Origin of the sequence: Streptomyces sp. LN549 (assembly GCF_043203805.1) — a bacterium.
Lineage (GTDB): Bacteria > Actinomycetota > Actinomycetes > Streptomycetales > Streptomycetaceae > Streptomyces.
This window is the reverse complement of the sequence record NZ_JAZHRI010000002.1, coordinates 4,019,306-4,044,594: the sequence shown is the minus strand read 5'-3', so window position 1 is coordinate 4,044,594 and position 25,289 is coordinate 4,019,306. Positions and strand designations below refer to the sequence as shown.

The following is a 25,289-nucleotide window of genomic DNA, read 5'->3' as shown; positions in this document are numbered from 1 at the left end:
AACACATCCGATGTCAGATCATGCCGGACTGTCCGGCTTGCTGCTCGCTGCCCCCGCCAGTTGGGCAAGGCGGCGGTGCTCGGCCGCCTTCTTCTCATACAGCGCGGCCATCCGCAGGTGGTACTCCGGATCGTCCTGCTCGTAGATGTCCGGAACCCCGGACGCGTCCTCGTCGAGTTCCTCGGCGTCGAACAGCGCCCGGTATGTGCGTACCCGCAGTTTGAGCAGTACACCGGAGAGTACGGCGGCAATCAGGGAACCGATGAGAACCGACGCCTTGATCTCGTTGATCATGTCGTCGTCGCCGGTGAAGGCGAGCTCCCCGATCAGCAGCGAGACGGTGAACCCGATGCCGGCGAGCGAGGCGACCGCGAAGACATCGGCCCAGGCCAGGTCCTTGTTCAGCTCCGCCTTGGTGAACCGGGTGGCCAGCCACGTACCGCCGAAGATGCCGATCGTCTTGCCGGCGACGAGTCCCAGGACGACACCGAGCGTTTCGGGCCGGGTGAACACGCCGGCCAGCGCGCCGCCGGAGAGGGAGACCCCGGCGGAGAAGAGCGCGAACAGCGGCACGGCGAAACCGGCCGACAGCGGGCGTACCAGGTGCTCGATGCGTTCGCCGGGGGAGCGCTCCTCGCCCTCGCGCCGGGTGCAGCGCAGCATCAGGCCCATGGCGACACCGGCGATGGTGGCGTGGATCCCGCTGTTGTACATCAGCCCCCAGATGACCAGGGCGAGCGGTACGTAGACGTACCAGCCGCGCACGTTCAGGCGCAGCAGCAGATAGAAGACGGCCAGGCCGATGAAGGCGCCGATGAGCGCGACGAAGTCGATGTTGTCGGTGAAGAAGACCGCGATGATCAGGATCGCGAAGAGGTCGTCGACGACGGCGAGCGTCAGCAGGAACGCGCGGAGCGCGGCAGGCAGCGAGGTGCCGATGACGGCGAGGACGGCGAGCGCGAAGGCGATGTCGGTGGCTGTGGGGACGGCCCAGCCGTCGGTGGAACCGTCGCCGACCACATTCGCCAGCGTGTAGACGACCGCCGGCACGGCCATGCCGCACAGTGCGGCGACGACCGGGAGCGCGGCCGCCTTCGGGTCGCGCAGTTCACCCGCGACGAGTTCGCGCTTGAGCTCGACTCCCGCGACGAAGAAGAAGACCGCGAGCAGTCCGTCGGCCGCCCAGTGCGCCACGGACAGATGGAGGCCGAGCGCCTCCGGCCCGAAATGGAAGTCGCTGACGGTCGAGTAGCTCGATGCGAGGGTGTTCGCCCAGACGAGGGCGGCCACGGCGGCGACCAGGAGGATGACTCCGCCGACGGTCTCCGTACGCAGGGCCTCGGTGAGGTAGTTGCGCTCGGGGAGCGGCAGGCGTCCCAGGAAGGTGCGGCGGGGGGAGGGTGGCGCGGGTGTGGGCGTGGCCACGGGGGAGACCTCCGGGTCGGTACGGCAGCGATGGCATGGCTGATGCACTTGCCGACCAGACTTCCCGGCACACCCTGTGGAGATTTCTTATCGTTTTATTGATCAGCTGCCACTGTACCCGGGGTGCGCGGGGCTGTGACCGGTGATCATCACCCTAAATGCCCGAAGGGCATCCGGCGCGTTGCCGGATGCCCTTCGGGGCGTGTGCTGTTTCCGGGGTCCCAGGGCTCCAGGGCCTTGGTCTTCGGGTTCCGGGGGGCTTTGGCCCTCGCTTCCCTTCCCGGGGTCTCAGTCCTCGGAGGATGACTGCGGCAGCTGGGTCTGGATGAGATCCATCACCGATGAGTCGGTGAGGGTGGTGACGTCGCCCAGGGCGCGGTTCTCGGCGACGTCGCGGAGGAGGCGTCGCATGATCTTGCCGGAGCGGGTCTTGGGCAGCTCGGCGACCGGCATGATCCGCTTGGGCTTGGCGATCGGGCCGAGGGTGGTGCCGACGTGGTTGCGGAGTTCCGCGACGAGTTCGTCGGAGGCGGTCGCGGTGCCGCGCAGGATGACGAAGGCGACGATGGCCTGGCCGGTCGTCTCGTCGGCGGCGCCGACGACGGCTGCCTCGGCGACCGAGGGGTGCGAGACGAGTGCGGACTCGACCTCGGTGGTCGAGATGTTGTGGCCGGACACGAGCATGACGTCGTCGACGCGGCCGAGGAGCCAGATGTCGCCGTCCTCGTCCTTCTTGGCGCCGTCGCCCGCGAAGTACTTGCCCTCGAAGCGGGACCAGTAGGTGTCGAGGAAGCGCTGGTCGTCGCGCCAGATGGTGCGCAGCATCGAGGGCCACGGCTCGGTGAGGACGAGGTAGCCGCCTCCGCCGTCCGGTACTTCACGCGCCTCGTCGTCGACGACGGTGGCGGAGATCCCGGGCAGGGCACGCTGGGCGCTGCCCGGCTTGGTCTCGGTGACACCGGGCAGCGGCGAGATCATCATCGCGCCGGTCTCCGTCTGCCACCACGTGTCCACGATCGGGCACTTGTCGGCGCCGATGTGCTTGCGGTACCACATCCACGCCTCGGGGTTGATCGGCTCACCGACCGAACCCAGGACCCGGAGACTGCTCAGGTCGAACTTGGCGGGGATGTCGTCTCCCCACTTCATGAACGTGCGGATCGCGGTCGGCGCGGTGTAGAGGATCGTGACGCCGTACTTCTGGACGATCTCCCAGAAGCGCCCCTGGTGCGGGGTGTCGGGCGTGCCCTCGTACATGACCTGCGTCGCGCCGTTGGCCAGCGGGCCGTAGACGATGTACGAGTGTCCGGTGACCCAGCCGATGTCGGCGGTGCACCAGTAGACGTCGGTCTCGGGCTTGAGGTCGAAGACCGCGTGGTGGGTGTACGCCGCCTGCGTGAGGTAGCCGCCGGAGGTGTGCAGGATGCCCTTGGGCTTCCCGGTGGTGCCGGAGGTGTAGAGGATGAAGAGCGGCTGCTCGGCCTCGAATGCCTCGGGGGTGTGCTCGGTGGACTGGCGGGCGGTGATCTCGTGCCACCAGACGTCGCGTCCCTCGGTCCACGCGGTGTCCTGGCCGGTGCGGCGGACGACGAGGACGTGCTCGACGCTGTCGATGCGGGAGACGGCGTCGTCGACCGCGGGCTTGAGCGCGGAGGGCTTGCCGCGGCGGTAGCCGCCGTCGGAGGTGATGACGACCTTCGCGTCCGCGTCCTGGATGCGGGTGGCGATGGCGTCGGCGGAGAAGCCGCCGAAGACGACCGAGTGCGCGGCACCGATGCGGGCGCAGGCCAGCATCGCGACGGCGGCCTCGGGGATCATCGGGAGGTAGACGGCGACCCGGTCGCCCTTGCCGACACCGAGCTCGGTCAGCGCGTTCGCGGCGCGCGAGACCTCGTCCTTCAGCTCCGCGTAGGTGATGGCACGGCTGTCGCCGGGCTCGCCCTCGAAGTGGATGGCGACGCGGTCGCCGTTGCCCGCCTCGACGTGACGGTCCACGCAGTTGTACGCGACGTTGAGCTCGCCGTCCGCGAACCACTTCGCGAAGGGTGGGTTGCTCCAGTCGAGCGTTTCGGTCGGCTCGGTGGCCCAGGTCAGGCGGCGGGCCTGCTCGGCCCAGAAGCCCAGCCGGTCCGCCTTGGCCTGCTCGTACGCCTCCGCTGTGACGTTGGCGTTCGCGGCCAGATCGGCAGGCGGTGCGAACCGCCGCTCCTCACGAAGCAGATTGGCCAAGCTTTCGTTGCTCACGACATCTCCCAGTCCCAGGGTGTCCGTTGTGTCCCGGGGCATAGCTCATCAGGCCGGGGGCCGGGTGACAAGTGTCTGCCGGGAATTGGTTTAGACCTGTGTCTTCGTGTATGGAGGCACGATCCCGCTTCCGCGGCGGGGTGATGGGGTGGTGCAGGTTGCTCGTGCGTGGTGCTGATGTGCGGTGACGCGGTGTGCGGTGGCGCGGAAGCGGGACCACAAGGTCTCACGGGCCCGGAGGGGATGTGGTTCAGGCGCCGGTAGGCGCCAGTTCGGCCGGATGGGATGGACCGACCGGGTCGGCTGAAGGAGACGGGTGGGACGGGCTGATCGGGTCGAACACCTCGTCGAGCCCGCTGTCGGCATCCGCGCCCTCGGTCAGCAGATACGACTGAGCCTCGGCCACGTGGAAATACATGCCATGGAGCTGGAGAGTGCCTTCGGCGAGGCGTCGTGACACCGACGGGTGGGCTCGCAGATGGTCGAGTTGCTGGACGACGTTGGTGAGGCAGAGCTGCTCCACCGCATCGGCAGGCAGCCGGCCGGAGATCCGGGCCCAGGCCCGGTCGCGTGAGGCCATCCGCTTCACGCTGGGGAGCCCGTGCCGGAGCCAGCGCCAGAGAGAGGTCTCCGGGCCGCCCGGCCTGACGCCCAGCAATGCGTTCATCGCACCGCATCCGGAGTGCCCGCAGATGGTGATGGACTCGACTCCCAGCACATCCACCGCGTACTCGATGGCCGCACCGACCGAGTGGTCGCCGGCCTCGGAGTCGGGAGGGGGCACGAGATTGCCGATGTTGCGGACCGTGAACAGGTCACCGGGACCGCTCGCCGTGATCATGCTCGTGACCAGTCGGGAATCCGCGCAGGTGATGAACAGCTGCGAGGGGTGCTGCCCTTCCCTGGCCAGTCGCGCCAGCTCCTCACGGACCAGCGGAGCAGTATTGCGCTGGAACGAGCTGAGGCCGCTGACCAGACGTTGACTGCCGGTCGGGCGCGGCCGGGCAGCCACATGGTCGGGCTCGAAATCGCCTGCGTGATCCGGTGCGGGACCCGGCGTGTGTCCCGGTGTGAGTGTCGGCGCGTGTCCCGGCGTGTGTGCCTCGGTGTGACCGAGTGCTTCGGGGGTGGGGAAGGAATCGGACCGCGTCTCGTCCGAGTCCTGTGTGTGCCGTTCTGCGTGCCGTTTTGTATGCACAACTGTGGGTGCTGGCTCCGGTGCGCCGGCGGTGGGGTGGACAGGAATGGCGTCGGCCGCAGGTGCGGCAGCAGTCACAGCAGTCACGGGCACCTCCGCATTCGTGCCCGTACCGCTATCCGCATGTGCACTCGTTTTCGCGCCGGCGACGGGCACATGCTCAGGCCGGTCGTGGCAGTGGTGGTTGCGCCAGGGGGTCCAGGGGCGACAGCAGGAATGCGCGGCAGAGGCGGGTTCGGCGATTCTGCCCCCGGACCTGCCGGTGAAGGCGACCCGGCCGCCGTGGGCGGCATGGGCACTGCTCCAGTCATGGATCAGCTCGTATGCCGCATGGTCCATGAAGAAGCCGTCCAACTCGACGACCGCGTCGGCGTCCTGAGGCAGCTGGCCCAGCGCTCTGCTGAGACGGGGCACGGCGAGGAACGTCAACTGCCCCCGCACGACCAGCAGATGCTTTCCATTGTGGTCGGAAACAGTGATCCGGGTACGGGTCAGCCGGTGCAGGGCGACGGCCACCGCCACAGCGATACCGATAGCCACACCCTTGAGCACTCCGAAGAGCAGTACGCCGGTGATCGTCGCGCCGTACACCAGGAATTCCCGGTGCTTGTGAACGTTACGGATGTGGGCGAAGTTCACCATCTGGATGCCGACCACCATGACGAGCGCGCCGAGGGCGGCCAGTGGGATCCGCTCCAGCGCGGTGACCAGCAGACCGGTGGCGAGCAGGACCCAGACGCCGTGCAGCACGGTGGAGGCGCGCCCGGTCGCTCCGGCCCGGATGTTTGCCGAGCTGCGCACCGCGCCGCCGGAGACCGCCAGCCCACCGAGCAGGCCGGACACGGTGTTGGCGATGCCTTGTGCGCGTAGCTCCCGGTCGAGATCGGAGCGTTTGGCCCGGGGGGCGGCCGCGGCTGAGCCCGCCTCGGGGGCATCGGCGGCGCTTCCGCCGGGCTGACCGCTTTCGGCCTCGAGCGCTGGCCCGGTCGACCGTTCGCGGTTCCGGTCGGCCGTCAGCTTGTCGACTGCGACGGCGGCGAGCAGGGATTCCAGACTGGCCACCAGCATCATCGTGAATACGGCCGTGGCCAGGCCGAGCACAGGCCCCTGGGGCATTTCGGGCAGTGCGTGCGAGCGCCAGGACGGCAGGTCGACCCGGGCGATGGAGGGTGCCGCGAGCGCGGCCACCGCGGTTGCCACGGCCACCGAGGCCAGGGCTGCCGGAACTCTCCGCATGATCCGTCCGGCCCGTCCCGGGAGCCGCGGCCACAGCACCAGGATCGTGACGGTGAGCCCGCCGATCAACGGTGCCGCCGGTCCCACGCGCTCCAACTGGGCAGGCAGGTGGAGGGCGTTGGAGACGGCCGAGCTCTGTGGCGAACCGCCGAGCACGATGTGCAGTTGAGCGAGTGCGATCGCTACGCCGATACCGGCGAGCGTGCCATGGACGATGGCGGGGCTGACGGCCAGCGCGCTGCGCGCGGCCCGCAGCGAGCCCAGCACGATTTGCAGCAGACCTGCGCCGATGGTGATCGCGCAGGTGGTGCGCCAGCCGTAGATCTGGATCAGCTCGGCTGTCACCACGGTCAGTCCGGCGGACGGGCCGGAGACCTGCAGGGGGGTGCCGCCGAGCAGTCCGGCGACGATGCCGCCGACTGCGGCGGAGATGAGGCCTGCTTCCAGCGGGGCGTCCATGGCGACGGCCAGGCCGAGCGACATGGGGACGGCGAGAAGGAAGACAGTGATCGATGCGGACAGGTCGGCGCCCGCGATGCGGAATCGTCCGCCGCGGTGCGGTGGTGGCGGGCTGTGAGGTCGCTTGACTCCCGAGGATCGGGGAGGGCGCGAACTGCGGGCTGAGTGGTCATGACGAGTGGGGACGCAGGCAGACATGTTTCCCGTCTCCTCCGGGGCAGCGCGGTCGCGGAACGTGGGGACGCGGCCGTGGGTCACGGCGTGCAGCGGCGGGATATCTCAACTCTCGGTAAACAGATCGTAATGGAGAGTAAAGATGCATGTCCATGATTGAGGGCAAATGGGCCGTCCAAGCACCCGTTCCAGTGAATAGGCAGCTTTTCATGCGGCCTGTCGCCCGGATTTATATGCAATGCATGCCACTTTGGCCGCGCCGCGTCGGCACTTCAGCGCAAGTTACCTGCAAGGAAGAGGGTGAGCGGATGATGGCCGCCACGAAGAGGTTCGCCTTGGGTGTCATGGCCGTTGCCCTGGTCGCGGGAGTGGCCGGCTGCGCCGGTGCGGGTTCCGGTCCGAGCGGTTCCGGACCCGGCGCCGCAAACGGCGCCGCAGGGGCGAAGAAGAAGGCGGCCGAAGCGGCCCCCAAGGGTGCGGTCCGGCTCATCGGCGACGGGTCGACCGCCTTCACGGGTGCCCAGCCGGGGCAGCCGGCCGCGCGCCGCCTGGCGCCTGGTCAGAAACCCCCACAGTTCGTGGTGTTCTCCTGGGACGGCGCAGGGGAGGACGGCCAGCGGCTCTTCTCGCACTTCCGTGAGGTGGGCAAGAAGTACCACGCGAACATGACGTACTTCCTCAGCGGCGTGTACCTGCTGCCGGAGGCGAAGCGCGAGCTCTACGACCCGCCGAAGCACAACGCGGGCAGTTCCGACATCGGCTTCAACGACACCGAGGGCATCCGGGACACCCTTGCCCAGGTCCGTGGCGCATGGCTGGACGGCAATGAGATCGGCACCCACTTCAACGGCCATTTCTGCGGCACGGACGGCGGGGTCGGCACCTGGTCCGTCGATGAGTGGAAGAGCGAGATCAGTCAGGCCAAGTCCTTCGTGAAGGGCTGGAAGACGAACGATCCGGACCTCAAGGACGCGAAGCCCCTTCCCTTCGACTACGACAAGGAACTCATCGGAGGCCGGACGCCCTGCCTGGAGGGGCAGAAGAACATGGTCGCGGCGGCGCGGTCGATGGGCTTCCGCTACGACTCCAGCGGAGTCAACGACCAGGTCTGGCCGAAGAAGAAGGACGGCATCTGGGACCTTTCGATGCAGCTCGTCCCGGTGCCGGGGCGCGAGTTCGAAACCCTGTCGATGGACTACAACTTCATGTTCAACCAGTCCGGTACGACGCAGGGCGATCCGGACCAGCACGAATACTGGGGCAATCAGATGCGGGACGGCCTGATCCAGGCCTTCGACCGCGCGTACGACGGGAACCGGGCCCCTCTGATCATCGGCAACCACTTCGAGTCCTGGAACGGTGGCACGTACATGCGTGCCATCGAGGAGACGATCGAGACGGTATGCACCAAGGAGGGCGTGCGCTGTGTGTCGTTCAAGCAGCTTGCGGACTGGCTGGACGCACAGGACCCGGCCACGCTCGCGAAGCTCGGCACGCTGAAGGTCGGCAAGGCACCGAAGACCAGTTGGGCGTCGTTCCTCGGCGGGTCCGCGAGCCCTGGCAAGGGTGAGGACGAGGGGCAGTACCAGGACCAGTCCGAGGCGAAGGTGCCGGCCGGGTCCGCGGGGCACAAGGCCGACTGAAAGGCACCCGTTACGCCGGCTGTTGGGCCGGCCGGGGACGGCGGTTGCCGGGCAGCCGGGCCGGCGATTGTCGGCCCGGCCGGGGACGGCGTCCCCCGGTTCATCCTGGAGCGGACAGCGCTCGGGGCCTGCCCTGCCCTGTCACGTCCGGCGGACCGGGGCGGGGCAGGCCCTGGCGGCGGCTCAGGCGGGCTGGGCGGCCTCGGCCCGCGCGTACCGCTCGTCGAGTACGAAGGCGGGGTCGACCTGGGCGGCCAGGTCGGCCCCCGTCTTCTCGTTGCCCCAGCTCTCCGCGTTCTTCAGATGGAAGTGCACCATCTGCCGCGTGTAGCGCTCCCAGTCCCGCTGCCCGTACGAGTCCTCCGCAGCGTCCTGAAGGGCTTGCAACGCCATCCGGTTGTCCGCCTCCAACAGCTCGAAGCGGGCGGGGCGGCCCTTCTCCATGGCCCGCACCCAGTCGGAGTGTCCGATGGCGACCAGCAGGTCGTCGCCGACCTCGGCGCGCAGGAACTCGAGGTCGTCCTCTCCCTGCACCTTGTTGCCGACAACCTTCAGCGCAACGCCGAAGTCCTGTGCGTACTCCTTGTACTGGCGATAGACCGAGATGCCCTTGCGGGTGGGCTCGGCGACCAGGAACGTCATGTCGAAGCGGGTGAACATTCCGGAGGCGAAGGAGTCCGAACCGGCAGTCATGTCGACCACGACGTACTCCTCGGGGCCGTCGACCAGGTGGTTGAGGCAGAGCTCGACCGCGCCGACCTTGGAGTGGTAGCAGGCCACGCCCAGGTCCGATTCGGTGAAGGGCCCCGTGACCATCAGCCGGATGTCCCCGTCGTCGAGCCCGACCGTGCGGGCGCAGGCGTCGTAGACGGGGTTGTCCTCGCACACCCGTAGCAGCCGAGAACCCTCGCCCGGCGGTGTCGTCTTGATCATCGTCTCGGCCGAGGCGATGCGGGGATTGCTGCCCCGCAGATACTCCTTGATCAGTGGCAACTGCGCCCCCATGGCGGGCAGGGCCGCTGCATCCTTCTCGTCGAGACCGAGTGCGGCCCCGAGGTGCTGGTTGATGTCGGCGTCCACCGCGACGACGTGAGCTTCATTGGCGGCAAGGTGGCGGATGAAGAGCGAGGACAGCGTGGTCTTGCCGCTGCCGCCCTTCCCTACGAAAGCGATCTTCATGTTCACCTAGGGTAGTCGCATGATCGCGTTCCGCTGTCGAAGTTCGTGAAGAATGCCACTCCGGACCGGCAGGTGTGCAAGGGGCGCGTAGCCTCGCTACTTATGAGTACGACTTCCTCGGACCCGCTCGCCGCCCTGGGTGCCCTGCCAGGCGTGCCCGATGCGGTGGACTCCGTACGCAAGGCCGTCGACCGGGTCTACGGCCACCGCGTCATGCGGCGCCGCAGTAATGAGGTGACTGCCGAGGCGGCTTTGCGGGGCGCCCGCGGGTCGGCCGCCCTCTCCGGCGCCGACTGGAATCTTGAGGAAGTGCGCCGTCGCACCGACTTCAGCGGTGACGGTGAGGCGCACGTGATCGGCGCAGCGCTGCGGTTGACGGCCGAAGCGGGCCAACTCCTCTCCATCTGGCGGCAGTCGCCCCTGCGAGTCCTCGCGCGGCTTCATCTGGTGGCGGCCGGAGGTGCGGCGCCCGAGGATGCGGTCGGACGGCCCCGGCTGGCGGGTGAGCCGGTGGACGAGCCGCTGATCGAGGCGCCCCTGCCGGACGCCGAGGAGGTCGCGGGGCGACTCGAGGGGCTCAGTGGGCTCATTCTTTCAGGGAGTGCGGCTCCCGCTCTGGTGACGGCTGCGGTCGTGCACGGTGAGCTGCTGGCGCTGCGCCCCTTCGGCTCGTACAACGGCCTGGTGGCGCGGACCGCTGAACGGATCGTGCTGATCGGGAGCGGGCTCGACCCCAAGTCGATCTGCCCGGCCGAAGTCGGCCATGCCGAACAGGGGCGGGCCGCTTACGTCGCAGCCTTCGATGGATATCTGTCGGGGACGCCGGAGGGTGTGGCCGCCTGGATCGCGCACTGCGGGCGGGCGGCGGAGCTGGGCGTCAGGGAGTCGACGGCGGTATGCGAGGCGCTTCAGCGCGGAGCCGCGTAGCGGGGCGCTCGCCGTGGGGTGGTCTGCTGCTGGTTCTCGCCGGCTTCGGCCCGCCCGGCATGCCGGTATGTCGCTTGTGGGTCAGGTGGCAAGGGTTGCGGCGGTACCGTCGTCGGTACCGCCGCTGGCATGTCCGCCCAGTTACCAAGCGTCCTCGATATATGCCCATCAGGTCGGGTGCTTTGCCCGTCCCTGGTGCGGCTGGCCCGTAATCGACGGGTCGACGTCGCGTGGGTGCCCGGCATTCATGCGCGGTCCGTGGGGCCTTCTCTGCGTTACAGGTCATCCTCTCGGATGTCCTTGGTCTCGCGGGCCGTTGAGTCCTTTGTACTCCAGCGGCCGGGTGAGCGGAAGTGCTGGCCGGACTTCTTTACTTTTAGGTTCAATTACGGATGAGTCGGTTCAAACGGGAATGTGCGAGGTGAGGGGTGTTCAGGGCAGGCTCCGCGCCGGTGAGCGTGGCGCCCGGCGCGGGCCGGGGTGTGGCCTCCGCGCAGGGCGTGAATGCTGCCGTTCCCCTGCGCTGAGCCGAGTCACGCCGGCGCAGTGGTGGCGCGGCGGCGGGCGGTGTACCAGACGAGTCCGGCCGTGAGGGCCGCGGCGCCCACAGCCGCAGCCGCCATGAGTGCCGGCCGTGGCGGCATCGAGAGCGCGGGCAGGCGTTGCTTGAGCCGGACCGGGCGGTCGAAGACGAGAATCGGCCATTCCCGCAGAGTCGCCTCACGCCGCAGTGCGCGGTCCGGATTGACCGCGTGCGGATGGCCGACGGATTCGAGCATTGGTACATCGGTGGCTGAATCGCTGTATGCGTAGCAGCGGGTGAGGTCGTAGCCCTCGGACACGGCGAGAGCCCTGATGGCCTCAGCCTTCGTCGGTCCGTACGCGTAGTACTCCACCTCTCCGGTGAAGCATCCGTCATCGCCGACGACCATTCGGGTGGCGACGACGCGGTCGGCGCCCAGCAGCTCGCCGATCGGTTCCACGACTTCGGCGCCCGAGGTCGACACGATCACCACATCGCGGCCGGCGGTGTGGTGCTCCTCGATGAGTGTCGCGGCTTCGTCGTAGATGATCGGGTCGATCAGATCGTGCAGGGTCTCGGCGACAATTTCCTTCACCTGCTGCACGTTCCAGCCCTTGCAGAGCGATGAGAGATATTGGCGCATCCGCTCCATCTGGTCGTGATCTGCGCCCCCGGCCAGGAACACGAACTGTGCGTACGCAGTGCGCAGTACGGCGCGGCGGTTGATCAGCCCGCCTTGGTAGAAGGACTTGCTGAAGGTCAGCGTCGATGACTTCGCAATGACCGTCTTGTCCAGGTCAAAGAAGGCGGCTGTGCGCGGCAAGAAGCGGTTTTCCACAAGGCAGAGCATAGGGGCCCACCATTCGGCGTAAACCCCGGCGCGTGGGTTTGCCTGAGAAGGCCCTCGGGTACACCATGGAAGTCACGGATCGTTCGCGACCGTGCTAACCCGGTCCGACTCCTCCCCCCCCGAGTCGGCCGTGGGGACGACCCCCGCTCTCCCCCCCGGCGGGGGTCGTCGCATGTCCGGACGCGCTTCTGCCGCTCGGAATGAAGCATTTCTCCTCCTTTTCGGCCGTGACGGCCTACATCTGCGCTCGACTCGCACCAGCATGCACCGTCACGGTGCGTGACTGAAGGGCTGCTCTCGGAAGTCACCGGTGCGAGCTACGGAGTTATTCACAACGGTGGAGTTGTCCACAGTTCTGGAGCAAGATCCACACGATTTCCCGAAGCGCTGCACCGTGATTCCACCCGTGAAGTTCACGGGTTCCGGAATCACCGTTCTCGGAACGCTCCGAGAACGCCGCGAACCGCGGTGAAGGTGAGTGAAGAAGGGGGCGGAGATCGTGGCTGAATCCAGCGCACGGGATCGTCTGCCGGCCGCCGAGGCGCGGCCGGGCGGACCGCTGATCGTGACCGAGGATGTGGAACTGCTCGACGATCTGCTGAGGCTGTGCGCAGCCGCCGGAGCGGAGCCCGAGGTCCATCACACGCTGCCCGACCGCAGAGGGGGATGGGAGCAGGCGTCCATGGTTCTGGTGGGGGACGACGCGGCGGCGCGGTGCCGCGGGGCGGCTCGTAGGCGCGGCGTGATGCTCGTGGGGCGCGACCAGGACGCCCCCGACGTGTGGCGCAGGGCGGTGGAGATCGGGGCCGAGTATGTGCTGCGGCTGCCCGACTCGGAGAACTGGCTGGTCGGCCAGATCGCCAACGCGGCCGAGGGGGTCGGCCGGCCTGCGCTGACCGTCGGGGTGATGGGTGGCCGGGGCGGTTCCGGTGCATCCACCCTGGCCTGTGCGCTGGCGGTGACGGCGGCGAGGGCCGGACAGCGGACCATGCTGATCGACGGCGATCCGTTGGGCGGTGGCATCGACGTGCTGCTCGGTGGGGAGCGGGCCGAGGGGATGAGGTGGCCTGATTTCGCCCATTCCAAGGGGCGGGTCGGTGGCGGAGCACTGGAGGAGTCGTTGCCCGCTCTGCACGGGCTGCGGGTCCTCAGCTGGGGCCGTGACGACTGGGTGGTCATCCCGCCTCAGGCCATGCAGGCGGTTCTTGGCGCTGCGCGCAGGCTCGGTGGAGTGGTGGTGGTCGATCTGCCGCGCCGGGTCGACGAGGCGGTGGCCGAAGCCCTGGCACAGCTGGATCTCGGGCTCTTGGTGGTGCCCGGGGAACTGCGGGCAGTCGCTGCGGCGAAACGGGTCGCATCGATGGCCGGGATGGTGTTGGAGGACCTCCGCGTGGTGGCGCGCGGACCGTACGCATCCGGACTCGACGAACAGTGGGTGGCGCGCGCCATGGGGCTTCCGCTCGCCGGTGAACTCCCCTTGGAGCCAGGGCTGCTGGCCGAGCAGGACATGGGAGAGCCGCCCGGCGGGAGTCCCCGTGGCCCGCTGGCCAGGTTCTGTTCGGCGTTCTGGGACCGGGCCCTTGCGGGCGAGGCGGCCGGGGGCCCGGCCGCCGGGGGAGGTGCGTCATGACCGAGGCGTTGCTCGATGCGGTGCGGCAGCGGCTGGCGCAGAGCGGTGCGGCGCCGACACCGGCAGGGGTGGCGGCCGCACTGAGGGCCCAGGGACGATTGCTCGGCGACGTCGAAGTGCTGGGTGCGGCGGACGAGTTGCGTGGCGAACTGATCGGGACCGGCGTGCTCGAGCCGCTGCTCGCCGATCCGGCCGTCACGGATGTGCTGGTGTCCGCACCCGATCGGGTATGGGTGGACCGGGGCCGTGGGCTCGAACTCACCTCGGTGGCCTTCGCCGACGCGGCGGCGGTCCGCAGGCTGGCGCAGCGGCTGGCGGCCGTTGCGGGGCGGCGTCTGGACGATGCCAGGCCCTGGGTGGACGCCCGCCTTCCGGACGGGACGCGGATGCACGCCGTGTTGCCACCGGTCTCGGTCGGATCGACGTGCCTGTCGCTCCGGGTGGTCCGGCCGAAGGCCTTTTCGCTGCGGGAGCTGGTTGCCGCTGGGACGGTGCCGCCGCGCGGCGACCGGGTCTTGCGGGCTTTGGTGGAGGCCCGGGTCTCCTACCTCATCAGCGGCGGAACGGGAGCGGGAAAGACGACACTCCTGTCCAGCATGCTCGGTGTGGTGGGGGAGCAGGAACGGATCGTGCTCGCCGAGGATTCGGCCGAGCTCCGGCCCGACCACCCGCACGTGGTGCGCCTCGAATCGCGCCCTGCGAATCAGGAGGGTGCCGGGCGGGTGACCCTCCGGGACCTGGTGCGGCAGGCCCTTCGTATGCGCCCCGACAGGCTGGTGGTCGGAGAGGTGCGAGGTGCCGAGGTCACCGAACTGCTGGCGGCCTTGAACACGGGGCACGAGGGCGGCTGCGGAACGGTCCACGCCAACGCTGCCGAACACGTTCCGGCCCGGCTGGAGGCGCTGGGGACCGCTGCGGGTCTGGACCGGACGGCTCTTCACAGTCAGCTGGCGGCGGCGTTGTCGGTGGTGGTCCATCTCGTACGGGACCGGACCGGGCGGCGAAGGATCTCCGAGGTCCAGGTGCTGGAGCGCGATGGATCGGGGCTGGTGGTGACCGTGCCTGCGCTGCGCTGGGGGCCGGCCGGATTCGAGCGCGAGCGGGGCTGGGAGCGGCTTCGGGCGTTGATCGGGGGTGAACGGTGAGCGTTGGTGCGCCGCCGGGGGTGCCGGAAGCGATGTATGCGGCCGCGTTGTGCGCGGGGGCGGCTGCCGGGCTGGGGACTGCTGAGCGAAGCCGAGGACGCCGGAGAGCGCCGGTGCTGTTCGGTGACGGAGTGGGACAGGAGCCCCTTCGGGAGGGCTGGGAGACCGGGCGGAGCCGGCTTTGCGGGTGGCTGAGGGGGCGGCGGGAGTGGTTGTGCCTGCCGGTGGCGCTGGTTCTGGCCGTCCTCGGCGACTCCGTGCTGCCGGTGATTGCGGGAGTGGCCGCTGTCCCTGTGGTGCGGCGGTGGCTGCGGAGAAGGGAACTACGCAAGGAGTGGGAGCGCCGGGCCGAAGGCGTGGTGGACCTGTGTGGCGCCGTGGTGGGCGAGCTGAGGGCCGGGCAAGAGCCGGGACAGGCACTGCTTGTCGCGGTCCACGGCACGGGGGCGCTGGGTGCGGCAGGCCCTGTGGTGTCGGCCGCGGCGCGGTTCGGGGGCGATGTTCCGCGAGCGCTGGGGCAGGCGGCGTGCGAGCCGGGCCTGGAGGGGCTCGCAGGAGTGGCTGCCTGTTGGCGGGTGGCAGCGGATGGCGGTGCCGGTCTTGCGGCGGGGCTGGACCGGTTGGAGGGCGCGCTACGAGCCGAGCGGCGTCGGCGCGAGGAGCTGCGGGCCCAACTGGCCGGCGCATGGTCGACGGTTGTGGTGCTGGCCCTGCTGCCGGCGCTGGGCCTGGGGCTGGGAGCGGCGCTCGGGGCTGACCCGCTGGGGGTGCTGCTGCACAGTCCCGCCGGACTGGCCTGTCTGGTGGCGGGGGCATCGCTGGAAGCGACCGGGCTGGTCTGGGCCGCCCGGATCGTCCGTAAGGCGGAAGTCGCATGAGTGTCCTGGCTGCCGAGGTTGTCCACAGGCTGGGGGTGGTGGGGCTGTTGCTGGGTGTGTGTGTCCAGTCGGCTCTGGTTCTGGCGCGACGCCGGACAGGGCAGCGGGTGCGGCGGCGAGGTCTGGCGCTCCTCGCTGTGGCTCCCGTCGCTCCGGTGTACTTCGGCCGGCGGGTCGGCATGCGCCAGGGCCTTGTGCGGTGGCCGGGCTTCGTTGCCGGCGCCAAGCAGTGGGCAGCGGCGCTGAGCGCCGTTCTGGCGGGTTGGATTCTGGTGGGTGGCCCTGCGGGGTGGGCGGTCGGCCTGGCGGCGGCCTGCGGTGCGTGGAGGTGGCAGCGCGCGCGTCTTGGGCAGGCACCGCGAGCCGCTGCCGAGAAAGCGGCGAGCACAGCGGAGTCCATGCGCCGGCTTCCGCTGGCAGCTGACCTGCTGGCGGCGTGCATCTCTGCAGGGGCCGGTCCGCGCGAGGCGGCCGAGGCGGTCGGTGAGTCGCTGGGCGGGCCGGTCGGTGAACAACTGGCGCGTACGGCGGCGGAGATCCGGCTCGGCGGCGATCCCGCGGTGGCCTGGGGGAGGTTCGGAGAGATACCGGGTGCTGCCGCTCTGGCGCGCTGTCTGGACCGGGCCGGGTCGACCGGCGCTCCTGCGGCGGAGCCGGTAACCAGGCTGGCCGAGGCAATGAGGGCCGAGCGGGCGAGCGCGGCGGTGGCGCGTGCCCAGCGGGCCGCCGTATTGATCACCGCACCTGTCGGGCTCTGCTTCCTTCCGGCCTTCCTCACCGTGGGCGTGGCGCCTGTGGTGATCGGGCTGGCAGGGGGGCTGCTGCAGCCCTGATGGACCAGAAAATTCAGGTAAAGGCAATTTGTCCCAGAAATGCAAATTGACGGGGGTTTGAAGTGATGCGGAAAATCATGCGCTGGATGCGAACCGTGGCACGCAAGGTACGGGCAGATGCCGGAATGACGACATCCGAATACGCGGTCGGAACGATCGCGGCCTGTGCGTTTGCCGCAGTGCTCTACAAGGTGGTCACCAGCCCGCCGGTCATGGCGCAGTTGCAATCGCTGCTGAAGGACGCACTCGATGCGAAATTCTGATGGGGGAGCTGGGGCGACGGAGTGCTCAGGGGGAGGAACCGGATGGGAGACACGCGCCCGGGAGGGGGCCGCCGGGGCGGCGGGGCGGTGCGGTGACCGCGGGGCGGTGACGGCAGAGGCGGCCATGGCGATCCCGGTACTGGTGATCTTCGCGCTGGCCCTGATGTGGGCGCTGATGGCCGCCTCGGCCCAGATCCGGTGTGTGGACGCGGCTCGTGCCGGCGCGCGGGCGGCAGCCCGCTCCGAACCGGAGGCGCAGGTGAGGGACACCGCCCTTTCGGCGGCGCCCGACCGGGCCCGGGTCGAGGTGGAGCGGGCCGGGGAGCTGTGGCGGGTCACCGTGGTGGCTCCGGCGCCCGGTCCCGGGCCGCTGGCCGTGACGCTGAGCTCGGAGGCAGCGGCGGCGGCCGAGGACATGGTGGGGGTCGAGGACACGGTGGGGGCGGCGCCATGAAGCGGCCCGGCCCTCGGAGGCCGGACCGGTGGCCGGGACGGCTGCGTGCGTCCGGGCAGCGGCGGGATCAGGGGCTGGCGACCGTGTGGGCTGCGGTGACCACGGCGACGCTGTGTGTGGTCTTCGCGGTGATCCTGGCCCTCGGACAGGTGGTCGTCATCCGGCACCGGGCCGGGGGAGCGGCCGACCTGGCCGTGCTGGCTGCGGCCGACCGGGCCCTGGAGGGAGCCGCTGCCGCCTGCCATTCGGCCCGGGAGGTGGCAGCGGCGCAGGGGGCGGAGGTGGTGCGTTGCACCGTCCAGGGGGAGATCGCCGATGTGACGGCCCGGGTCCGTGGTGGGCCGTACGCGTCCGTGGTCAGGTCGCGGGCGGGCCCGCCGACGGCGGCGCCCGCCCGGCCGCTCAGGCTTCCGGGGAGCTTGGTTCTTCCTCCAGAGGGCCTGACTTCTAGCGGGAGCCGGACTGCTCCGTAAGGCCAGATTGCCCCGGAGGACCGGGCTCCTCAGCGGAGTCGGCCCTGTCGGCCCTGTCGGTCCCGGCGGTCCTGTCCGTCTCGTCGGTCCCGTCGGTGCTGTCGTTGCCGGTGGGGCCGGGCGGAGCGGATCGGAGGAGTTCCGTGAGCAGGCGGACGGCGCCTCGTTTGTGCAGGGGCTCGTTTCCGTTGCCGCACTTGGGGGACTGGATGCATGACGGGCAGCCCGCCTCGCACTCGCAGGACGCGATCGCCTGGCGTGTGGCGGTCAGCCAGTCGTGGGCGGTGTGGAAGGCGCGTTCGGCGAAACCGGCGCCGCCGGGGTGGCCGTCGTACACGAAGACGGTCGGCAGCAGGGTGTCCGGATGCAGCGGCACGGACACCCCGCCGATGTCCCAGCGGTCGCAGGTGGCGAAGAGCGGCAGCATCCCGATGGAGGCGTGCTCGGCGGCGTGCAACGCGCCGCCCAGGAACTCCGGGTTGATCCGTGCCGCGTCGAGCTGGTCCTCGGTGACCGTCCACCACACGGCCCGGGTGCGCAGGGTGCGGGGCGGAAGATCCAGTTTGCTCTCGCCGAGTACCTCTCCGGTGATCAGTTTGCGACGGAGGAAGGAGACGACCTGATTGGTCACTTCCACGGAGCCGTAGCAGAGCCGTCCGTCGCCCCAGGGGACCTCGGTATCGGTCTCCAGGACGGTGATGGCCGTGGTGTCGCGTGCTGTCGTCGAGTACGGCGGGTTGGCCTCCTCGACCAGCGCGACCGAGTCCTCCAGGTCCAGTTTCCGGACCAGATAGGTGCGGCCCTGGTGGAGGTGGACGGCGCCCTCGTGGACGGCGGTGTGCGCGGCGGACTCGTCGACGGTGCCCAGCAGCCTGCCGGTGCCCTCCTCGACGATCTGGACGGGCCGGCCGCCCTCACCCCGGATGTCGGTGAGGTCGGCGGCCCGCTCCCGCCGGGTCCAGTGCCAGCCCGAGGCCCGTTTACGGAGCAGCTTCGCGGCTTCCAGCTGCGGGAGCAGCTCGGCCACGGCGGGGCCGAAGAGTTCCAGGTCGGATGCGGTGAGCGGCAGCTCCGCGGCGGCGGCGCACAGGTGGGGAGCCAGGACGTACGGATTGTCCGGGTCGAGGACGGTCGACTCCACGGGCTGCTGGAACAGCGCTTCGGGATGGTGGACGAGGAAGGTGTCCAGCGGGTCGTCGCGGGCCACCAGGATCGCGAGGGCGCCCTGGCCGGCCCGGCCTGCGCGGCCTGCCTGCTGCCACAGCGAAGCCCTGGTGCCGGGGTAACCCGCGATGACGACGGCGTCCAGGCCGGAGACGTCGATGCCGAGTTCGAGGGCGGTCGTGGCGGCGAGGCCGAGCAGGCTGCCGGAGTGCAGCGCGCGTTCCAGGGCGCGGCGTTCCTCGGGGAGGTAGCCCCCGCGATAGGCGGCGACCCGGGAGGGCAGTGAGCGGTCGATCTCGGCGAGGCGTTCCTTGGCGATGACGGAAATGAGCTCGGCGCCGCGCCGTGAGCGTACGAACGCGACGGAACGCACACCCTGCACGGTCAGGTCGGTGAGCAGATCGGCGGTCTCGGCCGTGGCGGTACGGCGCACCGGGGCGCCCTTCTCGCCGGACAGCTCGGTCAGTGGCGGCTCCCACAGGGCGAAGACCAGCTCGCCGCGCGGGGAGGCGTCGTCGGCGACCTCCGTGACCGGCAGGCCGGTGAGACGGCCTGCCGCGACCGAGGGCTCCGCAGAGGTGGCGGAGGCGAGGAGGAAGACCGGATCGGCGCCGTAGCGGGCGCACAGGCGGCGGAGCCGGCGCACCACCTGGGCGACATGCGAGCCGAAAACACCTCGGTAGGTGTGGCACTCGTCGATCACGACATAGCGCAGGGCGCGCAGGAAGGAGGACCAGCGGGGGTGGGACGGGAGTATCCCCCGGTGCAGCATGTCGGGATTGGTGAGGACGTAGTTGGCGTACTGGCGTACCCATTCACGTTCTTCGACCGGAGTGTCGCCGTCGTAGACAGCGGGCCGGATCGCGTTGCCCAGCGGAGTCGCGAGTTGTTTCACCGAGCGCCGCTGGTCGGCGGCCAGGGCTTTGGTGGGGGCGAGGTAGAGGGCCGTTGCCCCACGGCCGTTAGGGGCTTCGGAGCCGTCCAGGAGGGTGCTGAGGACCGGGGCGAGGTAAGCCAGCGACTTGCCGGACGCCGTGCCGGTGGCGATCACGACCGACTCGCCGTCAAGCGCGTGCTCCGCCGCGGCGGCCTGATGGGCCCAGGGATGATCGATACCGGCCTTCTGGATGGCGGCGATCACTTCCGGACGGATGCGATCGGGCCAGATGGCATGGGTTCCCGTACGCGGGGGCAAGTGCTCCGTATGAGTGATGCGCGCGGACCGGCCCGCCCCTGCGGCGAGCCGGTCGAGGACCAGGTCGGGAGAGGGGCGGGAACCCCCGCTCTCGGGCGGTCGACTGGGGCGGTGATTCTTGGCCATCGGCACCGAGTGTGTCACTGGCAGGACGGACAATGGTCCCAAGGCGTCGTGCATGGCTGCCCGTAAGTGATTGAATGCCATCGCGGCTGGCGATCCGTCCCCTGGCTCCGCCGGGGAGACCGAGGGGCGACCGCTCGATAGCAAGGTGCTGGAGGATCCGTGGACCTGTCCTTGTCGACTCGCAATGTGTCCGGCCCTGGTGGCGACCGTACGGTCGTCGAGGTCGGTGGCGAGATTGATGTGTATACCGCGCCCAAGCTGCGCGAGCAGTTGGTCGAGTTGGTGAATGACGGCAGCTACCACTTGGTTGTCGACATGGAAGGTGTCGACTTCCTCGACTCCACCGGCCTCGGCGTGCTCGTGGGCGGCTTGAAGCGTGTTCGGGCCCATGAGGGCTCGTTGCGACTGGTGTGCAACCAGGAGCGCATTCTCAAGATTTTCCGGATCACTGGTCTCACCAAGGTGTTCCCGATCCACACCACGGTCGATGAGGCCGTGGCGGCAACCGACTGACGTACCGCCCGCGGTCGGGCCGGCCCTGGGGCCGGTCCGGCGGTGGTCGGTGCGACGGCGGTCCGTACCAGGACAGCCGAAGTGTCGGCGGCCGTTCATCGGCGGCCGGTGATTCCGGCGGTTGGTGTTCGGCACGCTTCCGTCACTCGTTCGGCGGTCTGCGGCTGACATTCATTTGTCGGCCGGTGGCCGGTCGGCATGCGATCCGCTCAGCAGTTCGGCGGCTGTCGGACGGACGGTGGTTGCACGTCGTTTGACGGCCGGCTGGCCGGAGGCGTCGTCGGTCGGCGGATCGTCCGATCGGCCAGCGGTTTTCGCAGGCAGAGTCAGGAGTACCGGGCCGAGCGTCCGGCTCCTGCGGATGCACATACGTACGTTCGAGGGGGATCGCATGGCCACCGTTGAACTCCGCTTCAGCGCCCAGCCCGAACACGTCAGAACGGCCCGCCTCGTGGCGGCCGCCGTGGCGCGCCGGGCCGGGGTCGATGAGGCCGTGCTCGACGAGGTCAGACTCGCCGTGGGCGAGGCCTGCAGCCGCGCGGTCGGGCTGCACCGCAGCCACGGCATCACAGCGCCTGTCACGGTCGTCCTGATCGAGGAGGAGAAGTCCTTCTCCATCGAGGTCGGCGACGAGGTGCCCGGCCCGGGTGCCGACGGGTCCGTGCCCGGTGGCGTGTCCGGACGCCGCGACGCCGCGCCCGGCGTGGGACTGGATGAACCGGAACCGGACGCCGACGGCGACGGCGAGGACGAGATGGGCCTCGCGGTCATCAGCGGTCTGGTCGACGACGTCGAGGTCAGGTCCGGTGCGGACGGCGGAGTGATCCGTATGAGTTGGCCGAAGACGCCGGCTGCCGTGCTTTGAGTTGGCCGAAGACGCCGGCTGCCGTGCTTTGAGTTGGCCGAAGACGCCGGCCGTCGTGCTCCTGGTCGGCGGCAGAGGCCGGCCACCGACATCGAGTTGGCCGAAGACCCGGCCACCGTCTCCGATCCGGTTGAAGACGTCGGCCACCCGTTCTCCCTGAGGCGGCGCGGTCCCGGGGTCGTTCAGTCACCCCGACGGCGTAGTCGGTCACCCCTGATCCGGATTCCGAGGCCCTGCTGAGCAGGGCCTTTTTTCGGTTCTGCCCGATCAGTGATCTTACGGAAATGCTTCTGCCCCATTACTGCATTCGGTCCAGGCGGAGATCTCGATCAATTGCCGTTCGGTGGATGAAGGTCAATTACATTTACCGCGCACTGTTTTGATCGTGTTCCTCTCCCTACAATCCGTCCACGTCTTGAGCGCTGAGCGTCAAGGAGGACGTATGGCGGGGTTCGGCACCACACCACTGGCAGAACTGACGCAGTTTTCCGCACTTTCCGACCCACCCACCACTCTCGCGGCCGCGGTCCTCACCGATGACAACCGCGTCATTGTGATCGTCGTCGCGGTCGTCGCAGTCGCCGCACTGGTCGTCGCCCAGCTGCTGGTACGCCAGGTGCTGGCGGCGGGCGAGGGCACCGAGCGCATGAAGGAGATCGCGGCGGCGGTCCAGGAGGGCGCGAATGCCTATCTGGCCCGGCAGTTGCGCACCGTCGGCGTATTCGCCGTCGTGGTCTTCTTCCTGCTTCTGCTGCTTCCGGCCGACAACTGGTCGCAGCGTGCGGGCCGTTCGCTGTTCTTCCTGGTGGGTGCGCTCTTCTCGGCAGCCACCGGATACATCGGCATGCGGCTGGCCGTACGGAGCAATGTCCGGGTGGCGGCCGCCGCGCGTGAGGCGACCCCCGCAGAAGGCGAACCGGAAAAGGATCTCACCGCGGTTTCGCACAAAGCAATGAAGATCGCTTTCCGTACGGGCGGCGTGGTCGGCATGATCACCGTGGGTCTCGGGCTCCTCGGTGCCTCCTGCGTGGTGCTCGTCTATGCCGCCGACGCGCCCAAGGTGCTGGAAGGCTTCGGGCTCGGTGCGGCGCTGATCGCGATGTTCATGAGGGTTGGCGGAGGCATCTTCACCAAGGCCGCCGACGTGGGCGCCGACCTGGTCGGCAAGGTGGAGAAGGGCATCCCCGAGGACGACCCCCGCAACGCCGCGACGATCGCCGACAACGTGGGCGACAACGTCGGGGACTGTGCGGGCATGGCTGCCGACCTCTTCGAGTCGTACGCCGTCACGCTGGTCGCCGCGCTCATCCTCGGCAAGGCCGCCTTCGGCGACTCGGGGCTGGCCTTCCCCCTGATCGTGCCGGCGATCGGCGTGCTCACCGCGATGATCGGGATCTTCGCGGTCGCCCCGCGACGCTCCGACCGCAGCGGGATGACCGCCATCAACCGCGGATTCTTCATCTCCGCCGTCATCTCGCTCGTCCTGGTGGCCGTCGCGGTCTTCGTCTACCTGCCGTCCTCGTACGCTGAACTGGACGGGGTCACCGACGCGGCCATCACCTCGCACGGCGGGGACCCGCGGGTCTTCGCGCTGGTCGCCGTCGCCATCGGCATCGTGCTGGCAGCCCTGATCCAGCAGCTGACCGGCTACTTCACCGAGACCACCCGGCGCCCCGTCAGGGACATCGGCAAGTCCTCACTGACCGGACCGGCCACCGTCGTTCTCGCCGGTATCTCCATCGGTCTGGAATCCGCCGTCTACACCGCGCTGCTGATCGGGCTCGGCGTCTACGGGGCGTTCCTGCTCGGTGGTACGTCGATCATGCTGGCGCTCTTCGCGGTGGCACTCGCCGGTACGGGGCTGCTCACCACCGTCGGCGTCATCGTCGCCATGGACACCTTCGGCCCGGTCTCCGACAACGCGCAGGGCATCGCCGAGATGTCCGGAGATGTCACCGGAGCCGGCGCGCAGGTCCTCACCGACCTGGACGCCGTGGGCAACACCACCAAGGCCATCACCAAGGGCATCGCGATCGCCACGGCCGTCCTGGCGGCAGCGGCGCTCTTCGGCTCGTACCGTGACGCGATCGCCACCGCGGTCGACGATGTGGGCGCCTCGGCCGGGGAGATGGGGCTGAGTCTGGACATCTCCCAGCCCAACAACCTGGTCGGTCTGATCTTCGGCGCCGCGGTGGTCTTCCTCTTCTCCGGACTGGCCATCAACGCGGTGTCGCGGTCCGCGGGTGCCGTCGTCTACGAGGTGCGGCGGCAGTTCCGCGAGCACCCCGGGATCATGGACTACACGGAGAAGCCGGAGTACGGGCGCGTCGTCGACATCTGCACCAAGGACGCGCTGCGCGAGCTGGCCACCCCCGGTCTGCTGGCGGTGCTGGCGCCGATCGCGGTCGGCTTCACCTTCGGTGTCGGCGCACTCGGCTCGTATCTGGCGGGCGCGATCGGCACCGGGACATTGATGGCCGTCTTCCTCGCCAACTCCGGCGGTGCCTGGGACAACGCCAAGAAGTTGGTCGAGGACGGTCATTACGGCGGCAAGGGCAGCGACGCCCATGCCGCGACCGTCATCGGTGACACGGTCGGTGATCCGTTCAAGGACACGGCCGGGCCGGCGATCAACCCCCTGCTCAAGGTGATGAACCTGGTCGCGCTGCTCATCGCACCCGCGGTGGTGCAGTTCAGCTACGGCGAGGACGCGAGCGCAGGTGTGCGTGCGGTGGTGGCGGTGCTGGCCGTCGCGGTCATCGTCGGCGCGGTCTACGTCTCCAAACGGCGGGGGATCGCGGTAGGGGACGAGGGCGGCTCCGACGGTGAGGACGGTGACGGCGGGGAGGGCAGCGCCAGGCCGGCCGACCCGGCGGCCGCTCAGTAAGCCGGAATCCGCACCGCGTACGGCGTCACTGGGCGACGCCTGATCAGGGCACGGGCGGGCGCGGCATCCTGATGCCGCGTCCGCCCGTCCGCATGTCCGTACGAGTGGTGGATCGTTCTGGTGTTCTCGTGCTCGGGGGCCGTGCGGGTGAGTGGTATCTCCCTCATTTCCCTTGGTGCAAATGGCTGCAAAAGGTCATCCACCGGACGCCCGACACCCGGATGGAGGGCGTCCGGCGTGTAAGTTCCGGGGCCGAGAGCCTTGGAAGGGACCAATCCGGTGAACAAGAAGCTTGCGGCCGCGCTGTCCGGCGGTGCGGTACTGGTACTTACGCTGTCGGGCTGCAGCGACGACAGCGACAACAAGGTGAACGACTGGGCCAAAAAGGTCTGTGACCAGGTCCAGCCCCAGCTGCAGAAGATCGCGAACGCCAACGCCTCCATCCAGCAGCAGACCGCCGACAACAGCAAGCCCGCCGACGTCCAGAAGACCGACTCGGCCGCCTTCCAGCAGATCTCGCAGGCGTACAAGGCGCTGGGCGCGGCCGTCGACTCGGCGGGTCCGCCGCCGGTCGACGACGGCGAGACGACGCAGAAGGAGGCCGTGAAGGAGCTCAACGCCTCCTCCGTGGCCTATGCGAACCTGCAGAAGAAGGTCGATGACCTGGACACGAAGGACCAGGCGAAGTTCGCCGACGGCCTCAAGGGCATCGCGGACGAGCTGAACAAGATCAGCACCAACGGTGACCAGGCGCTGAAGAAGCTCCAGTCCGGCGAGGTCGGTACCGCGATGGCCAAGCAGCCGGGCTGCCAGAAGCCGAAGGCCTCGGCATCGCCCTCGGCCGGCTCCTCGAAGAAGGCGACGCCGTCCAAGGAGGCGTCCGCATCCGCCTAGCCCGGCAATGAGCCGTGGCCGGGCAGCTCCGGCCGCGGCCGCGGGACCCTTGCTCAGCGGCTGTACGCCCGCCACCCGGTGGTCGTACGAACGGCCCGGCGCCCCTGGTGG

At 69.4% G+C, this 25,289-nt stretch carries 19 protein-coding genes; 13 read left to right on the top strand and 6 right to left on the bottom strand.

The genetic code is table 11. The annotated features are described in order from the left end of the window. Window positions 1–18: 18 nt before the first annotated feature. From nhaA to SH922_RS18155, 3 genes are all read right to left on the bottom strand, one after another. Entirely contained in the window at window positions 19–1,425 is a 1,407-nt protein-coding gene (nhaA, locus tag SH922_RS18165; protein ID WP_393058995.1) for a Na+/H+ antiporter NhaA, read from the bottom strand. Window positions 1,426–1,713: 288 nt separating this feature from the next. Beyond that, a complete protein-coding gene (gene acs, locus SH922_RS18160; protein WP_393058994.1) occupies window positions 1,714–3,711 on the bottom strand; it encodes an acetate--CoA ligase in 1,998 nt (665 codons plus the stop codon). A 208-nt stretch (window positions 3,712–3,919) separates the two neighbouring features. Then, window positions 3,920–6,760: a bifunctional SulP family inorganic anion transporter/carbonic anhydrase gene (locus SH922_RS18155; protein ID WP_393058993.1), complete on the bottom strand. Its 2,841-nt coding sequence runs from the start codon at window positions 6,758–6,760 to the stop codon at window positions 3,920–3,922. Between the two features lie 284 nt (window positions 6,761–7,044). Here SH922_RS18155 and SH922_RS18150 point away from each other — a divergent pair, with 284 nt between their 5' ends. After that, a complete protein-coding gene (locus tag SH922_RS18150; protein ID WP_393058992.1) occupies window positions 7,045–8,379 on the top strand; it encodes a hypothetical protein in 1,335 nt (444 codons plus the stop codon). Between the two features lie 183 nt (window positions 8,380–8,562). Here the strand turns inward: SH922_RS18150 and SH922_RS18145 are convergent, their stop codons facing one another. Next, window positions 8,563–9,558, bottom strand: coding sequence for an ATP-binding protein (locus SH922_RS18145; protein ID WP_393058991.1), 996 nt, complete (start codon window positions 9,556–9,558; stop codon window positions 8,563–8,565). Between the two features lie 102 nt (window positions 9,559–9,660). On the opposite strand from SH922_RS18145, the gene SH922_RS18140 reads away from it, so the two are divergent. Then, a complete protein-coding gene (locus tag SH922_RS18140) occupies window positions 9,661–10,485 on the top strand; it encodes an oxidoreductase (RefSeq protein WP_393058990.1) in 825 nt (274 codons plus the stop codon). Window positions 10,486–11,018: 533 nt separating this feature from the next. Here SH922_RS18140 and SH922_RS18135 read toward each other — a convergent pair. Next, entirely contained in the window at window positions 11,019–11,858 is an 840-nt protein-coding gene (locus tag SH922_RS18135) for an HAD family hydrolase (RefSeq protein WP_393058989.1), read from the bottom strand. 565 nt (window positions 11,859–12,423) lie between these two features. Here SH922_RS18135 and ssd point away from each other — a divergent pair. From ssd to SH922_RS18100, 7 genes are all read left to right on the top strand, one after another. Beyond that, window positions 12,424–13,488 carry a septum site-determining protein Ssd gene (gene ssd, locus SH922_RS18130; protein WP_393063605.1) on the top strand — a complete coding sequence of 355 codons (1,065 nt, stop codon included), beginning with the start codon at window positions 12,424–12,426 and terminating at the stop codon, window positions 13,486–13,488. Further along, entirely contained in the window at window positions 13,485–14,633 is a 1,149-nt protein-coding gene (locus SH922_RS18125) for a TadA family conjugal transfer-associated ATPase (protein ID WP_393058988.1), read from the top strand. The genes ssd and SH922_RS18125 overlap by 4 nt, the downstream gene beginning before the upstream one ends. A gap of 32 nt (window positions 14,634–14,665) precedes the next feature. Further along, window positions 14,666–15,511 (top strand): type II secretion system F family protein, encoded by an 846-nt coding sequence (locus SH922_RS18120; protein WP_393063604.1) that lies wholly within the window; start codon window positions 14,666–14,668, stop codon window positions 15,509–15,511. Then, window positions 15,508–16,344 (top strand): type II secretion system F family protein, encoded by an 837-nt coding sequence (locus SH922_RS18115; protein ID WP_393058987.1) that lies wholly within the window; start codon window positions 15,508–15,510, stop codon window positions 16,342–16,344. The genes SH922_RS18120 and SH922_RS18115 overlap by 4 nt, the downstream gene beginning before the upstream one ends. 65 nt (window positions 16,345–16,409) lie before the next feature. Continuing rightward, window positions 16,410–16,607 (top strand): DUF4244 domain-containing protein, encoded by a 198-nt coding sequence (locus SH922_RS18110; RefSeq protein WP_393058986.1) that lies wholly within the window; start codon window positions 16,410–16,412, stop codon window positions 16,605–16,607. 106 nt (window positions 16,608–16,713) lie between these two features. Then, complete coding sequence (locus SH922_RS18105; protein ID WP_393058985.1) at window positions 16,714–17,061, top strand: TadE family type IV pilus minor pilin; 348 nt, start codon at window positions 16,714–16,716, stop codon at window positions 17,059–17,061. Then, window positions 17,058–17,534, top strand: coding sequence for an Rv3654c family TadE-like protein (locus SH922_RS18100; protein WP_393058984.1), 477 nt, complete (start codon window positions 17,058–17,060; stop codon window positions 17,532–17,534). The genes SH922_RS18105 and SH922_RS18100 overlap by 4 nt, the downstream gene beginning before the upstream one ends. On the opposite strand, the gene SH922_RS18095 is transcribed toward SH922_RS18100, so the two are convergent. Beyond that, complete coding sequence (locus tag SH922_RS18095; protein ID WP_393058983.1) at window positions 17,509–20,100, bottom strand: DEAD/DEAH box helicase; 2,592 nt, start codon at window positions 20,098–20,100, stop codon at window positions 17,509–17,511. The two genes, SH922_RS18100 and SH922_RS18095, sit on opposite strands and share 26 nt — an antisense overlap. Before the next feature lie 78 nt (window positions 20,101–20,178). Here SH922_RS18095 and SH922_RS18090 point away from each other — a divergent pair, with 78 nt between their 5' ends. The 4 genes from SH922_RS18090 to SH922_RS18075 all read left to right on the top strand — a co-directional run bounded on the left by SH922_RS18090 (window position 20,179) and on the right by SH922_RS18075 (window position 25,178). Beyond that, a complete protein-coding gene (locus SH922_RS18090) occupies window positions 20,179–20,532 on the top strand; it encodes an STAS domain-containing protein (protein WP_003967428.1) in 354 nt (117 codons plus the stop codon). A 391-nt stretch (window positions 20,533–20,923) separates the two neighbouring features. Further along, complete coding sequence (locus tag SH922_RS18085; RefSeq protein ID WP_393058982.1) at window positions 20,924–21,397, top strand: ATP-binding protein; 474 nt, start codon at window positions 20,924–20,926, stop codon at window positions 21,395–21,397. Between the two features lie 442 nt (window positions 21,398–21,839). After that, window positions 21,840–24,284: a sodium-translocating pyrophosphatase gene (locus tag SH922_RS18080; RefSeq protein ID WP_393058981.1), complete on the top strand. Its 2,445-nt coding sequence runs from the start codon at window positions 21,840–21,842 to the stop codon at window positions 24,282–24,284. A gap of 279 nt (window positions 24,285–24,563) precedes the next feature. Beyond that, window positions 24,564–25,178 carry a small secreted protein gene (locus SH922_RS18075; RefSeq protein ID WP_393058980.1) on the top strand — a complete coding sequence of 205 codons (615 nt, stop codon included), beginning with the start codon at window positions 24,564–24,566 and terminating at the stop codon, window positions 25,176–25,178. Window positions 25,179–25,289: the final 111 nt, after the last annotated feature.